This window comes from Kitasatospora sp. NPDC098663, from assembly GCF_044760075.1.
In the GTDB taxonomy this organism is placed as follows: domain Bacteria; phylum Actinomycetota; class Actinomycetes; order Streptomycetales; family Streptomycetaceae; genus Kitasatospora.
In genome coordinates this window covers 20,418-34,052 of sequence record NZ_JBIWAP010000030.1, presented here as the reverse complement: position 1 = coordinate 34,052, position 13,635 = coordinate 20,418, and the positions used below count along the sequence as shown (strand labels likewise).

Below are 13,635 nucleotides of genomic sequence, written 5' to 3'. Positions count from 1 at the left end.
CCTGAACGGGGCTGAACGGGGCTGAACGGGGCTGAGCGGAACGCGCCGGGGCCCCGGAACCTGGTGCGGTCCGGGGCCCCGGCGGCTCGGGTGGGTCCAGCAGGATGGACGGGCTCAGCGGAAGCGGCGCAGCCGCAGGCTGTTGCCGACCACGAAGACCGACGAGAAGGCCATCGCGGCCCCCGCGATCATCGGGTTGAGCATCCCGGCTGCGGCCAGCGGCAGGGCGGCGACGTTGTAGCCGAAGGCCCAGAACAGGTTGCTCTTGATGGTGGCCAGGGTCTTGCGGGAGAGCCGGATGGCGTCGGCCGCCGCCAGCAGGTCGCCGCGGACCAGGGTGAGGTCGCCGGCCTCGATCGCGGCGTCGGTGCCGGTGCCCATCGCCAGGCCCAGGTCGGCCTGGGCGAGGGCGGCCGCGTCGTTGACGCCGTCGCCGACCATCGCCACGACCCTGCCCTCGGCCTGGAGCCGCTTGACGGTCGCCACCTTGTCCTGCGGCATGACCTCGGCGATGACGTGTTCCGGGGCGATGCCGACCTCGGCCGCGACGGCCTCGGCGACCGCCCGGTTGTCGCCGGTCAGCAGCAAGGGGGTCAGGCCCAGGCCGCGCAGCCGGGCGATCGCCTCGGCGCTGGTCGGCCTGACCGCGTCCGCGACCTCCAGGACGGCCCGGGCCTCGCCGTCCCAGCCCACCGCGATCGCGGTCCGCCCGGCCGCCTCGGCGGCGCGCTTGGCCGCGGCCAGGCCCTCCGGCAGGTACTGCGACCAGTCGTTCAGCAGCGCCTCCCGGCCCGCGACCACCGCGTGGCCGTCGACCACGCCCTGGACGCCCAGGCCCGGCACGTTCTCGAAGCCCTCGACCGCGGGCAGTCCACCGGCCTCGGCGGCGGCGGTGGCGATCGCCCGGGCGATCGGGTGCTCGGAGGCGTGCTCCAGGGCGCCGGCCAGGCGCAGCGCCTCGGCCTCGTCGACGCCCTCGGCGGTGTGTACGGCGAGCAGGGTCATCCGGCCGGTGGTGACGGTGCCGGTCTTGTCCAGGACGATGGTGTCGACCTTGCGGGTGGACTCCAGCACCTCCGGGCCCTTGATCAGGACGCCCAGCTGGGCGCCGCGGCCGGTGCCGACCAGCAGCGCGGTCGGGGTGGCCAGGCCCAGGGCGCACGGGCAGGCGATGATCAGCACCGCGACCGCTGCCGTGAAGGCCGCGGTCCAGCCCTCGCCGGTGCCCAGCCAGTAGCCGAGGGTGGCCACCGCCAGGACGATCACGATCGGGACGAAGACGGCGGAGATCCGGTCGGCGAGGCGCTGGGCGGCGGCCTTGCCGTTCTGCGCGTCCTCGACCAGCCGGGCCATCCGGGACAGCTGGGTGTCCGCGCCGATCCGGGTGGCCTCGACGACCAGCCGGCCGCCGGCGTTGACGGTGGCGCCGGTGACCTGGTCGCCGACGCCGACCTCGACCGGTACGGACTCGCCGGTGAGCATCGAGGCGTCCACCGCCGAGGCCCCCTCGACCACCGTGCCGTCGGTGGCGATCTTCTCGCCCGGCCGGACCACGAACCGGTCGCCCACGGCCAGGCCGCCGACCGGGATCCGGACCTCGGCCCCGCCGCGCAGCACGGTGACGTCCTTCGCGCCCAGTTCCAGCAGCGCCCGGAGCGCGGCGCCCGCGGTGCGCTTGGAGCGGGCCTCGAAGTAGCGACCGGCCAGGATGAAGGCGGTGACGCCGGCCGCCGCCTCCAGGTAGATGTTCGACGCGCCGTCGCTGCGGGCGATGGTCAGCTCGAAGCCGTGCCGCATGCCCGGCATCCCGGCGTCGCCGAGGAACAGCGCCCACAGGGACCAGAGGAACGCGGCGCCGGTGCCGAGCGAGACCAGGGTGTCCATGGTCGCGGCGCCGTGCCTGAGGTTGGTCCAGGCGGCGCGGTGGAACGGCCAGGCGGCGTAGGTGACCACCGGCGCGGCCAGCACCAGCGACAGCCACTGCCAGTTGTCGAACTGCAGGGCCGGGACCATCGCCATCGCGATCACCGGCAGCGCGAGCGCCACCGCCGTGACCAGCCGCTGGCGCAGCGGGGCGAGTTCGTCGGCCGACTCGGCCTGCCCGGCCGGGCCTTCGGCGGCCGGCGGCTTCGGCAGCGCGGCGCTGTAGCCGGTGGCCTCGACGGTGGCGATCAGGTCGGCGACGTCGACGCCCGCGGGGAAGGCGACCTTCGCCTTCTCGGTGGCGTAGTTGACGCTCGCCGAGACGCCGTCCATGCGGTTCAGCTTCTTCTCGATGCGGGCCGCGCACGAGGCGCAGGTCATGCCGCCGATCGAGAGTTCCACCTCCGTGGAGGCGGGTGCCTGGGTGGTCATCGTTGCTCCTCGTGACAGTCGTCGTTCCGGGGACGTACTGAGCGTCCCCGGTCCGGCCTTCATACCCTAGGGGGGTATCGGTCGGCGTCGAGTTCCTTTATACCCCCCAGGGGTAACCAGAACAAGCAGATACCCCCACTGGGTATCTTCCGGATCGGCGATCCGCCCCGCCCGAAACCCCCGGGAGGTACCCACCGCCGGGCGTCAGCGCAGGTCGTGCCGGTGCCCGTCCCCGGCCGCGGGCTCGCCGCCCATCATCCGGAGCATGGCGCGGCCGCCGGTGCGCAGGAAGCGGGCGAGCAGGGCGGCGGCGAGGAGCAGGAAGGCGATGTTCAGCCAGGTGGTGTAGTTCCACTCGATGCCCGCCATCGGGATCTCGGCCTCGCGCTGGTCGGGGACCAGGCCGAGCGCGCCGAAGAGGAACTCGACGGTGTAGCCGGCCACCACCATCGCCGCGTAGAAGGTGCCGAGCAGGAACAGGGCCGTCCGGCGGCCGTAGTACTTCCGGTAGATGTTGAGGATCGGCAGGATCAGCAGGTCCGCGAAGATGAACGCGACGACCCCGCCGAAGCTGATCCCGCCCTTCCACAGCACCACCGCGAGCGGCACGTTGCCGATCGAGCAGACGAAGGACGCCATCGCCACCACCGGGCCGAGCAGCGGACCCCACAGCCGCCCGGCGAGCGGGTGGTCGGCGAAGAAGAAGGCCTGCCAGAAGGAGTCCGGCACCCAGGCGGCGATGGCACCGGCGATGAGCAGCCCGAGGACGAGGTCCTTGAGGATGGCCGCCCACTCCATCACGAACACGTGCGACACGGCCGTGACGCCCTGCCGGGACAGCAGCCGCCGGACGAAGGAGCCCTCCCCGGCGACGGACATGTCCATCGCCGCGTGGCCCTCCATCGAGCCGGCCAGGCCGCGTTCGGCCTGGGCGCGGGCCTCGCGCAGCAGCCGGTCACGCAGCAGCAGCCGGAAGAGCAGGGCGAGGACGAGGATCATCACCGGCCCGCCGACGAACTCGGCCGCCGTGAACTGCCAGCCGAGCAACAGGGCCAGGATGATGCCGAGTTCGACGACCAGGTTGGTCGAGGCGATCTCGAAGGCCATCGCGGCGGTGAAGTCCGCGCCCTTGCGGAACAGCGAGCGGGCGAGGGCCACGGCCGCGTACGAGCAGGAGGAGGAGGCCGCGCCGAGGAGCGCGGCGACGCCGAGGGTGCGGGGGCGGTCGTCGCCGAGCAGCCGGACGACGGTGGACTTGCGGACGACGGCCTGGACGACGGCGGAGAGCAGGAAGCCGAGGATCAGCGCCCAGGTGATCTCCCAGGTCATCGATCCGGCGATGGACAGCGCGTGCAGGATCGCGTGCATGGTGGGTCCGCCTTCCCTGGTGCCCCGGGTTCGCCAGCGCCGAGCACCATATACCCGTACCGGGTATCACCCCTCGCACCTCGCCGGGGGCCCGGCGCTCCCCCGTCAGGCCGCCGCCGGCGGGGCCGAGGACTGTGCCGCCCGGTCCAGCCCGAGGTTGCGGTGGATCTCCAGGGCCGCGGTGGAGCGGTTCAGCGTGATGAAGTGCAGGCCGGGCGCACCCTCGCGGAGCAGACGCTCGGCCATCCGGGTGGCGTGGTCGACGCCGATGTGGTGCGCGGCCGGCCGGTCGCCGCGGGCCGCCTCCAGCCGTGTGGCCAGGCCCGCCGGGAAGGTGGCGCCGCTGAGTTCGGCGAAGCGGGCGATCTGGCGGACGTCGGTGGCCGGCATGATCTCCGGGATGACCGGGGTGTCGCAGCCGGCCCCGGCGAGCCGGTCGCGCAGCCGCAGGTAGTGCTCGACGTCGAAGAACATCTGGGTGACGGCGTAGTCGGCGCCCGCCCGGCACTTGGCGACGAAGTGCCGGATGTCGTCCGCCCAGTCCGCCGAGCGCGGGTGGCGCTCCGGGAAGGCCGCCACCCCGACCGTGAACGCGCCGCAGCCCTTGACCAGTTCGACCAGTTCGGCGGCGTGCCGCAGGCCGCGGGGGTGCGGCTGCCAGACGCCGTTCGGGTTGCCGGGCGGGTCGCCGCGCAGGGCGAGGACGTCGCGGATCCCGACGTCCGCGTAGCGGCGCAGGACGGCCTGGAGCTCGGCGGTGGAGTGGCCGACGGCGGTCAGGTGGGCCACCGGCCGCAGCGTGGTCTGGGCGGCGATCCGCTCGGTGGTCTCGATGGTGCGGTCACGCGAGGAGCCGCCGGCGCCGTAGGTGACGGAGACGAAGGTCGGCGCGACCGCCTCCACCCGCCGGATCGCGGCCCACAGGGCGCGCTCGCCGGCGTCGTCCTTGGCCGGGAAGAACTCGAAGGAGTACGTCCGCTCGCCGGCCGCCAGGATCTCGCGCAGTCCGCGCGGGCCGCGCGCTCCGGGTCGGGTGGTGTGGTCCATGGGGTGTCACCTCGGGTGCTGGGGTCGGCCGCCTGCCGGCGCCGGCCGCCGGGATGCGGGCGGCCGCTCCCACCCTGCCGAAAGGGCGCAACGAGAGTGCCACAAGGATCGGTTGACGATTGCTGGAGCCCGTTCGCGGCCGTCGCAGGCGACGCCCTCAATTACCCCTGGGGGGTATGGTACGTTCTCCAGGCGAAGCGGCCGACCGCACCCGCGGCCGGCGCCCGGCACTGATGACAGGAGCACCCCCATGTCCGAGACCGCCGTCACCGTCGAGTCCCCCGCCACCGGGACCACTGCCGAGACCACCGCCTCCTGCTGCGGCTCCTGCGGCACCGGCGCCACCGAGACCCCCGCCACCGGGACCGCCGGGCGGGCCGACTTCCAGGTCAAGGGCATGACCTGCGGCCACTGCGTCACCTCGGTGACCGCCGAACTGCGGAAGATCGACGGCGTCACCGACGTCGCCGTGGACCTCGCCACCGGCAAGGTCACCGTCGACAGCACCGTGTCGCTCGCCGACGAGGCCGTCGCCGCCGCCATAGACGAGGCCGGCTACGACCTGGTCGGCCGCCTCGGCTAGGCCCCGTACACCGAACGCCCCCGACGGCAGGGCCGTCGGGGGCGCCCCCACCCGCCCGCGCGACATCGGGCCGGCCGACTGACGGACCGGCCCGCTGACGGGCTGACGGGCTGACGGGCTGACGGGCTGACGGGCCAGGTGAAACCCTGACCGGGGGAGGTGAAATCGCTACCATCGGGACCAACGGGACAAGCAGCAGCGGAATCCAACGATCTACGTAAATAAGACAGTTGGATTCTCATCCCGCGCCGGACCACCGACCCCGAGGGGACCCATGTCCACCGCCGCACCCGCCCTCCCCCCGTTGCACCGACTCCCCGTCACCCCCGCCCAGGCGCCCCACCCCACCACCCTCCCCGACGGCACCCCCGCCTGGCTGGTCACCCGCTACCACGACGTCCGCCAGACCCTCACCGACCCCCGCTTCACCCGCGACGACCTGGCCGCCGTCGGCACCCCCGGCGGCGGCGCCGACGTCTCCAGCAACCCGGCGTCGATGTTCAACCAGGACGGGCCGGAACACCGCCGGCTGCGCAGCACCGTCCAACGGGCCTTCACCGCACGCGCCATCGCCGGCTGGCAGCCCTGGGTCGCGGAGAGCGTCCAGCAGGCCGTCGACGTCCTCGCGGCCGGCGGCACCCCCGCCGACCTGGTCACCGCCTTCACCCGGCCGGTGCCCTTCGCCGTCACCAGCCGCCTGATGGGGCTCGACGGCGACGGACCGGACCACCTCGACGAGCAACGGCTCCGCCGCTGGACCAGGGCGATCCTCGCCGACGGCACCCCGGACGACAGCGGCGACGCGGCGGACGGCGCCCTGGACCCGGCCGAGGCGCTCGCCGAATACGCCGCCTACACCGGCGAGTTGATCGCCCGCCGCCGCCACCACCCTGGCGAGGACCTGGTCAGCCGCCTCGTCCAGGCCGCCGACCAGGACGGCGGCGTCCCCGAGGAGTCACTCGTCTACCTGGTCTGCGGGCTCACCGCCAGCGGCAACGAGAGCGTCACCGGCGCCCTCGGCAACGCCCTCGTCTACCTGCTCGGCGAACGCCCCGAGCACTGGCCCCGCCTCGCCGATCCCGACACCACCGAACGCGTCACCGAACGCCTCCTCCACTTCATCCCGCTCGGCGACGACGAGGCCACCACCCGGCGCGCCACCGAACCGGTCGACCTCGGCGGCGTCCGGATCCCCGCCGGCGCCGTCCTCGCCGTCAGCCTCGGCAGCGCCAACCGCGACACCGCCGTCTTCCCCGACGGCCTCGACGCGGGCCTCGACCACCCCCTGCCCGCCCCGACCCTCGCCTTCAGCGCCGGCCCCCACTACTGCCTCGGCGCCTGGCGGATGCGCCTGGAGATGCGCGAATCCCTCCGCCGCCTCGCCACCGCCCTCCCGGGCCTGCGCCTCACCACCCCCATCGACCGGCTCACCTGGCAACTCGGCACCACCACCCGCAGCCCCGCCCAGCTGCCGGTCACCTGGTAGCCGGGGGCGCCGGGCCGCCCGCGGCGAGCAGCCCGCGACGGCTTCGGGCCGTCGCGGGCAAGCCCCCTGCCCCCCGTCAACCCCAGAGCTGCTCGCCCAGGGTGGCGCCCTCGGGGGCGCCGGGCAGGACGTAGGCGACGGCGGAGGCCTGGTGCTGGAGGAACGGGTTGAGGGCGTCGCGGGTGGCGAGGCGGGTCTGGACGCGGGTGAACTGGGCGGGGTCGCGCATGAAGGCGCAGAAGAGCAGGCCGCGGTCGTCCGGGCCGTCGTCGTAGCTGTAGCCGCGGCGGAGCATGCGCGCGCCGCCGTCGAGGCGGGGGCTGCTGAGCCGGACGTGGGCGGTGGCGGGGATGACGTAGGAGCCGTCCGGGTTCTTGGCGTAGACGTCCGGTTCGTCGTGTTCGGCGCTGCCGGTGAGCGGGGCGCCGTCGCCCGCGCGGCGGCCGATGACCAGGTCGCGCCGGTCCGCGGGGAGGGCCGCGAAGGCGGCGACGTCCATCCGGATCCGCCGGTAGACCAGGACGGTGCCGTTCTCGTGCGCCCCCGCCGGGCCCCAGACCCACTGCCGGGCGGTCGGCTCGTCGGGGTTGGCGGTGCCGTCCTTGAAGCCGAACAGGTTGCGGGCGGTGGTGCCCGGGGCGGTGGCGGGCAGGAAGCCGGACTGGGTCCAGCGGGGCGCGGCCCCGGCGGCGCGGGCGGCGGCGGTGGCGAGTTCGGCGACGACGGTCAGCGTCCAGCGGTCGGCGCCGCAGAGTTGGAGGAGGACGTCGCCGCCGCCGCGCGCCGGGTCGAGGCGGTCGCCGGCGAAGGCCGGCAGGTCGGCGAGCGCGGTCGGGACGTTCAGGCCGAGCCGGGCGGCGAGGTCGGGGCCGACGCCCACCAGGCTGGTGAGCCGGGCCGGTTCGGCGCCCTGGAGCCGCAGGTCCGGCGAGGTCCCGGCGGTCGCGTCGGCCAGCAGCCGGGTGAGGTCCGCGAGCAGGCCGCGCAGGGCGTCCCGGCCGCCGGCGGTGGTCGCGGGTGCGAGGTCGAAGGCCAGCAGCTGGGTGGCGGGTTGCGGCGGTGTGGTCACGCCGGCCTGGCGGGGGCCGTGGAAGAGGGGTGCCGGGCCGGGTGGCGGGGCCGCCGGGTGCGGCGCCGCGCCTTCGTGGCCGCCGTGCGCCAACGCCTGGACGCCGGCGCCGAGTCCGGCGGCGAGCACCGCTCCGGCCGCGAGCAGCGCCCTCCGCTCGACACCGGGTCCGGCGGCTTCCGTCTGTTTCCGCACTTTTCCGGTTTCGGCATGCATGGGCGACATTGGAGACGATAGAACACCTCTCATGCAAATCCTGATGATGCGTCAACTCACTCACCGGCCCTCACCTGCACGAGCGACGAGACCGCTGCGACGGCTGCCCGCGGCCCTGTTCGCCGCCACCCTCGCGCTGGCCGGCTGCGCGGCATCGGGCTCCTCCTCCGACGAGGCGCGCCATCCGGCCGGTACGGTCGTCCAGGTCCCGGAGGACTTCCCGACCGTGCAGCAGGCCGTGGACGTCGCGCGCGAGGGCGACACGGTGCTGGTCCACCCGGGCGTGTACCCGGAGAGCGTCCGGATCACCAAGCCGCGCATCGTCCTGCGCGGGACGGACCGCAACGGCGTCGTCCTCGACGGCGGGGTGCGGCTCGTCAACGGCATCACCGTCACCGGCGCCGGCTCGGTGGTGGAGAACCTCACCGTGCACGGCTACCTCGCCAACGGCGTCCTGTTCACCGGCGTCACCGACGAGCACCTGCAGCGGCACGGCGCCGGCGGCTCCGCGTACGACCCGCTGGACACCGGCCGCTTCCCGCCCGTCCAGGGCTTCCGGGCCTCCCGGGTGACGGCGTACGACAACGGTCTGTACGGCATCTACGCCTTCGACGCGCGCGGCGGCGTGATCGAGGACTCCTACGCCTCCGGGCAGGCCGACTCCGGGATCTACGTCGGCCAGTGCAAGCCCTGCGACACCCTCGTGCACGGCAACACCGTGGAGCGCAACGCGGTCGGCATCGAGCTGACCAACGCCTCCGACGGGCTCAGCATCCTCGGCAACCGGGTGGTCGGCAACCGGGTCGGCGTGACGGTGAACTCCAACGACCTGGAGTCCCTCGCCCCGCAGCACGGCGCGGTGATCGCCGGGAACGTGATCGCCGACAACAACGCCGCCGACACCCCGGAGCAGGCGGACGGCGGCTTCGGCATCGGCCTCGGGATCGGCGGCGGCACCGCGAACCAGGTGCTGCGCAACCTCGTCCAGGGGAACCGCGCCGCCGGGGTCATCGTCACCGACCCGCCCGGGCACCCGGCGAGCGGCAACCGCGTCGAGGGCAACCGCGCCACGGGCAACGGCGTCGACCTCGTGCTGGCCTCCACCGACCCCGGCAACTGCTTCGCCGGCAACACGCCCGACACCCAGAGCCCGGACGGGTTGGAGGGCCTGGCGGCGTGCGGGGCGCAGGGCCGCGGCCCGCTCCCCGGCGGCCGGCCCGCCACCGTCATGGCGCCGCCCGGCGTGCCGTTCCACCAGGTGCGGGCCCCGGCCGCGCAGCCCTCCCTGCCCGACCCGGCCGCGCCGGGCCGGCCGGCGACGGACCTTCCGGGGCCCGTCGACCCGGACCGCTACGCCCTGCCCACGGACACCGCCGCCGTGCCGCAACCCCGGTGAGCCCGGGCCCCGGCGAGCCGCGGCAACGGCGGCCCCGGGGCCTCACCCGGCGGCCCACGGCGCCTCCGGCATCCGCACGCCGTCCTGCCGCCCGGTGAGGTCGACGGTCGTCGGGGTGCCCAGGCCGGTCATCCGCATGGTGACCCGGCGCAGCGAGCCGGCGCCGTCGACCCAGTAGGTCAGCGGCGACGGCCCGCCGTCCGGGGCGGCGCCCTGGGCGCGCGGGCCCGAGAAGCGGTCGTAGTCGCGGCCGTCGATGCGGTCCCGGCCGAGCAGGCGCGCCCCGGACTGGGCGAGCAGCAGCGGGTTGTCCGGCCGGTCGGCGCCGAGGCGGACCAGCAGGCCGAGCCCGGCGTCCAGCGGGTCCGCCGTGTAGGAGCGCGGCGACCAGCCGGAGCGGGGGATGTGCTCCGCCTGCTCCCAGGCGGGGCCGGAGCCGGCCGGCTCCGGGGCCAGCCCGAGGCCGTCGCCGTCCCAGATGATCAGGCCGTGGTCGAGCTGGCCCGAGGCCCCGGAGACCTGGTAGCGGCCCACTCCCCGGCGGGTGCGGTAGTCCACCACCCCCTCCACCCGGATCTGCACGCCGCCGCCCTCCGCCGCGGTGAGCGCCACCGCCGCCGGGCTGGCCTGGTACAGCGTCAGCCGGGACAGCGCCAGCCGGGACGCCTCGTCCATGGTCACCGCCCGTTCCTCCGGTTCGCCCCAGGCCGTCACCCCGAGGACCGTGGCCCCGGCGACCACCATCGCGCCGACCACCCCGACGAGCAGGCGCAGCCGTGCCCTCTTCCCGATCTTCCTGCGGGCCATCTGGCAGCCCTCCTCCTTGTCATCACCGTCATGCTTGTCGTCGCCGGCGTGCTTGCCATCGCCGTCGTGCCTGTCGTCGCCGTCGTGCCTGTCGTCGCCGTCGTGCCTGTCGTCGCCGTCGTGCGAACGAGCGGCGGGCGGGCCCGTGGCATGAATCGCGCCACGGGCCCGCCCCTCCTCACCGCTTCCTACTGGTGCCGCGCCCTGCGCTTACGGGCGACGAGGACCAGCGCACCGCCGGACGCCACCAGCACCGCGCCGCCGACGATCCCCAGCGGCACCATGGCGCTGGCGCCGGTGCTGGGCAGCTGTCCCCCGGGCGGGGGCAGCGGGTTCGCCGTCGACGGGCTCGGCGACTCCGTCGGCCCCGGCGGCGTGCTCGGCGAACTCGTCGGGCTCGGCGAGTTGGTCGGCGTCGGGGTCGGCGTCGGGGTGGGCGTCGGGGTGGGCAGCAGCCGGTTGACCGCCGTCACCGAGACACCGTCCGCGAGGTTGTCGGAGGTCAGCGCCAGCGGGCCGAACACGGTGGTGTCCGGAGCCGCGTAGCCGTCGGGCGGGCTGAGCTCCTGCCAGTAGTACGTCCCCGGCACCCCGGCACCCTGGCAGAGGCCGTCGGCGCCGGTCGTGCAGGGGCCGCCCACCGCCGTGTCGGGCTTGTCACCGCCGGTCTGCAACCCGTCGGTGCCGTTGGTGTCGTGCCACAGCTGGAACTTCGCCCCCGCCAGCGGCTTGCCGTCCTGGTCGTGCTTGACCAGGCGCAGCGCGCCCTCCTGCTGCCGGAACCCGAAGTCGAAGGTGTGGTCGTTCTCGCCCGGCCCGCCGGTGGTCAGCGCCCGCTCGGGGAACTTCGTACCGGGCGGCACCAGGCCCTTGGAATCGATGAAGTGGTTGTCGCCGACGTCCGCGTCGGTGGGCACCCACTGGTAGAGCGGCCCGCCCTTGGCGTAGTCCGCCGGGTTGTCGAGCCGGATCGTGTACTTGGTCCTCGGCTTGAGGCCGCCGGTGACGTTCGAGTCGTCGAAGTAGTACTCGCCGCGCTTCGTCGTCTTCGTCGTGCCGACCAGCTTGCCCGACTCGTCGTAGAGGTGGACGGTCGCGCCCTCGACGGGGCGCTGGCCCGGGTTCTGGATGCCCTTGCGCTCGGGGTCGTACCAGACCCGGTTGCCGATCTGCAGCGGCGCCTGGTCGCAGAGCACCTCCAGGTCGCCCATCGAGGCGCCCTTGCCGAACGGCGCGACCGTCCCGGCCGGGTTGAGCCGGAAGCCGAACTGCGGGTCCTGCTGGCCGTTCGCCCGCTGGAGGAACGACGTGCCGTACCCGAAGGCGGTGTGGTTGGGGTCGAAGGCGGAGACCGCGACGGTGCTCTCGACCTTGGAGAGCGCCATGCCGGCGAACGCCGTGTTGCGGTGGCCGCCCCAGCTCGTGTCGAAGAACCGGGTGCCCCGGGGAGCGAGCCCGCACCCGTTGTTGGTGTCCATCACGTACGTGCCGTTCGCCCGGCAGGCCTTGTTCAGGTCACCGCCGGACATGACGACGGCGACGGAGCCCGGCGCCGGGGCGCCCGGCGCGCGGTCGCCGAAGCGGTCGCGGAAGGCCAGCAGCATCGAGCCGTCGGTCTCGAACGTGATCTCGCCCAGCTCGGGCTCGGGGTTGGCGATGGTGGCGTTGCCGCACGGGCGGCCGTTCTGCGTGGTCGGGTAGGTGCTCGTCCACGGGAACCAGCCCGCGCCGTCGCACGGACCCCCGCCGACGGTGGACTGGCGCGGGTAGTCCAGCGGCTGGTCCAGCACCGGCTTGCCGAACACGCCGGTGGCGAGGTCGAAGGGCAGGACCACCGCGCGCAGGTCGGTGAGCTTGCCGGTGGACTCGCCGGAGCACACTCCGCCGAGGTAGCCGGTGCCGTCCTGGAGGCCGAGGCCGAACGGACGCCAGTCCCCCGCCGCCGGGCAGCCCGGGTCGGGGATCGGGTAGGAGGCCGTCGGGCTCCCGGCGGCCGGCAGGGTGGCGTTGTAGCGGTAGAGCCTGCGGTCGTTGAGGTTGACGACGAACAGGTCCTTGCCGTCGTCGGTGATCTTGATGCCGCCGAGGCTCTCCTTGCCCGGCGTGTCGAGGAAGGCGTCGTCGGTGCCGCCGCCGTGGGCCGTCGAGCCCGCGTTCGGAACGGTGGTGAACAGCGTCGTCTTCTTCTGCGCGATGTCGGTGACGTAGACCGCCCCGGCACCGCCCGGGCCGTAGTCGGTGGTGCGCTTGGCCACCGCCGAGGAGAACAACCGCCGGTCGGCCTTGTTCCAGGCGATGCCGTACAGCGTGCCGGTATCGGCGTTGGTGGCGAGGTTCGTGGCGGTCACGCCCTCACCGTCCTGGCCGCGCGCGCTGTACGGGAAGGAGACCAGCGTGCGCTGGACCCCGCCCTCGCGGTCCATCGGCTGGCAGGCCGCGACCAGCGGCGCGTTCTTCTGGCAGTAGTCACCGGGGTTCCAGAGCCCGGTGGTGTACGCCACGTTCTTGCCGCCCGAGAGGTCGACGAACTCCTCGTTGCTGCTCAGCTGGGTCGGCGCGCCGTCCAGCCCCTGCCGCGAGGCGAACGCCGGGAACAGCACCCCGGGCTTCGGATTCACCACCTGCACCCGGTACTTGCCCCCGGTCGGCTTGGCCGCCGCCGGGGCCAGGGTGACCGTCCCGTCGGCGGCCGTCACCCCGTCGATCGCCAGCCCGGCGTCATCCGTGAGCGTCACTTTCACGCCCGCGAGCCCTGGCTCCAGGGCCGGTGTCCACACTCCACTGGTGTCCACCGCCCGGATCACCCGGACGGTCACCGTCCCGTCGCCGGGCTGTGGAAAGGCCGCCGGCGCCGTCACCAGCGCCGTGGCGGACAGTCCCACCGTCAGCGCCGCGACCTGCGCGGCGCACCTTGTTCGCTGACTCGTTCGTCCCAATGTCCCGCTCTCATCATCGACGGGTTATCACACCCTGGCCGATCAGGAGTCATCAGCAGATCGGCAATCTAAGTTCTCCGCAAGGGAATTGACGAAACTTCATGTGCATGCGTGACAAGAGCGACACGCCCGCTCCATCACCAGTTCGAATCGGGGCCTGCTCATCCGATACCAACCACCCTGCTCGAAAACACCGCCTTCGACCTGAATTCGTCCGGACGGGGCGGTGGGGTGCGGAGGCGGGGCGCAGCGCGCTGGGGCGGGACGGGGGCGCAGGGCCGGGGACGGGCACGCGGAAGCGGGTGGAGCGCGGGTGGGGCGCGGGCGTGGACGCGGCAGCCCGGGGCGGCGGCCGGCGCACGCCTGCGCGCG

Annotated in this window: 9 protein-coding genes; 3 read left to right on the top strand and 6 right to left on the bottom strand. The window is 74.1% G+C overall.

Annotation, left to right across the window (positions count from 1 at the left end):
- Positions 1 to 114: 114 nt before the first annotated feature.
- From ACIQVZ_RS28460 to metF, 3 genes are all read right to left on the bottom strand, one after another.
- A complete protein-coding gene (locus ACIQVZ_RS28460) occupies positions 115 to 2,355 on the bottom strand; it encodes a heavy metal translocating P-type ATPase (protein WP_402453726.1) in 2,241 nt (746 codons plus the stop codon).
- 204 nt (positions 2,356 to 2,559) lie between these two features.
- Positions 2,560 to 3,723, bottom strand: coding sequence for a permease (locus ACIQVZ_RS28455; protein WP_402453725.1), 1,164 nt, complete (start codon positions 3,721 to 3,723; stop codon positions 2,560 to 2,562).
- A 105-nt stretch (positions 3,724 to 3,828) separates the two neighbouring features.
- Entirely contained in the window at positions 3,829 to 4,770 is a 942-nt protein-coding gene (metF, locus tag ACIQVZ_RS28450) for a methylenetetrahydrofolate reductase [NAD(P)H] (protein WP_402453724.1), read from the bottom strand.
- 250 nt (positions 4,771 to 5,020) lie between these two features.
- Here metF and ACIQVZ_RS28445 point away from each other — a divergent pair, with 250 nt between their 5' ends.
- Both ACIQVZ_RS28445 and ACIQVZ_RS28440 read left to right on the top strand, forming a co-directional pair.
- Complete coding sequence (locus ACIQVZ_RS28445) at positions 5,021 to 5,353, top strand: heavy-metal-associated domain-containing protein (protein WP_402453723.1); 333 nt, start codon at positions 5,021 to 5,023, stop codon at positions 5,351 to 5,353.
- Between the two features lie 274 nt (positions 5,354 to 5,627).
- On the top strand, positions 5,628 to 6,839 hold the full coding sequence (locus tag ACIQVZ_RS28440; RefSeq protein WP_402453722.1) for a cytochrome P450: 1,212 nt from the start codon (positions 5,628 to 5,630) through the stop codon (positions 6,837 to 6,839).
- A 76-nt stretch (positions 6,840 to 6,915) separates the two neighbouring features.
- On the opposite strand, the gene ACIQVZ_RS28435 is transcribed toward ACIQVZ_RS28440, so the two are convergent.
- Positions 6,916 to 8,103, bottom strand: a complete 1,188-nt coding sequence (locus ACIQVZ_RS28435; RefSeq protein WP_402453720.1) for a Dyp-type peroxidase — start codon at positions 8,101 to 8,103, stop codon at positions 6,916 to 6,918.
- Between the two features lie 52 nt (positions 8,104 to 8,155).
- Between ACIQVZ_RS28435 and ACIQVZ_RS28430 the strand changes: the two genes are divergently transcribed.
- Entirely contained in the window at positions 8,156 to 9,520 is a 1,365-nt protein-coding gene (locus tag ACIQVZ_RS28430; protein ID WP_402453718.1) for a right-handed parallel beta-helix repeat-containing protein, read from the top strand.
- A 42-nt stretch (positions 9,521 to 9,562) separates the two neighbouring features.
- Here the strand turns inward: ACIQVZ_RS28430 and ACIQVZ_RS28425 are convergent, their stop codons facing one another.
- A complete protein-coding gene (locus ACIQVZ_RS28425) occupies positions 9,563 to 10,327 on the bottom strand; it encodes a hypothetical protein (protein WP_350883271.1) in 765 nt (254 codons plus the stop codon).
- A 188-nt stretch (positions 10,328 to 10,515) separates the two neighbouring features.
- Positions 10,516 to 13,209, bottom strand: a complete 2,694-nt coding sequence (locus ACIQVZ_RS28420; RefSeq protein ID WP_350883274.1) for an SdrD B-like domain-containing protein — start codon at positions 13,207 to 13,209, stop codon at positions 10,516 to 10,518.
- Between the last annotated feature and the right edge of the window lie 426 nt (positions 13,210 to 13,635).

Coding starts and splice junctions, on each gene's coding strand:
- ACIQVZ_RS28460 (WP_402453726.1), bottom strand. CDS start 2,355: ATGACCACCCAGGCACCCGCCTCCACGGAGGTGGAACTCTCGATCGGC.
- ACIQVZ_RS28455 (WP_402453725.1), bottom strand. CDS start 3,723: ATGCACGCGATCCTGCACGCGCTGTCCATCGCCGGATCGATGACCTGG.
- metF (WP_402453724.1), bottom strand. CDS start 4,770: ATGGACCACACCACCCGACCCGGAGCGCGCGGCCCGCGCGGACTGCGC.
- ACIQVZ_RS28445 (WP_402453723.1), top strand. CDS start 5,021: ATGTCCGAGACCGCCGTCACCGTCGAGTCCCCCGCCACCGGGACCACT.
- ACIQVZ_RS28440 (WP_402453722.1), top strand. CDS start 5,628: ATGTCCACCGCCGCACCCGCCCTCCCCCCGTTGCACCGACTCCCCGTC.
- ACIQVZ_RS28430 (WP_402453718.1), top strand. CDS start 8,156: ATGCAAATCCTGATGATGCGTCAACTCACTCACCGGCCCTCACCTGCA.
- ACIQVZ_RS28425 (WP_350883271.1), bottom strand. CDS start 10,327: ATGGCCCGCAGGAAGATCGGGAAGAGGGCACGGCTGCGCCTGCTCGTC.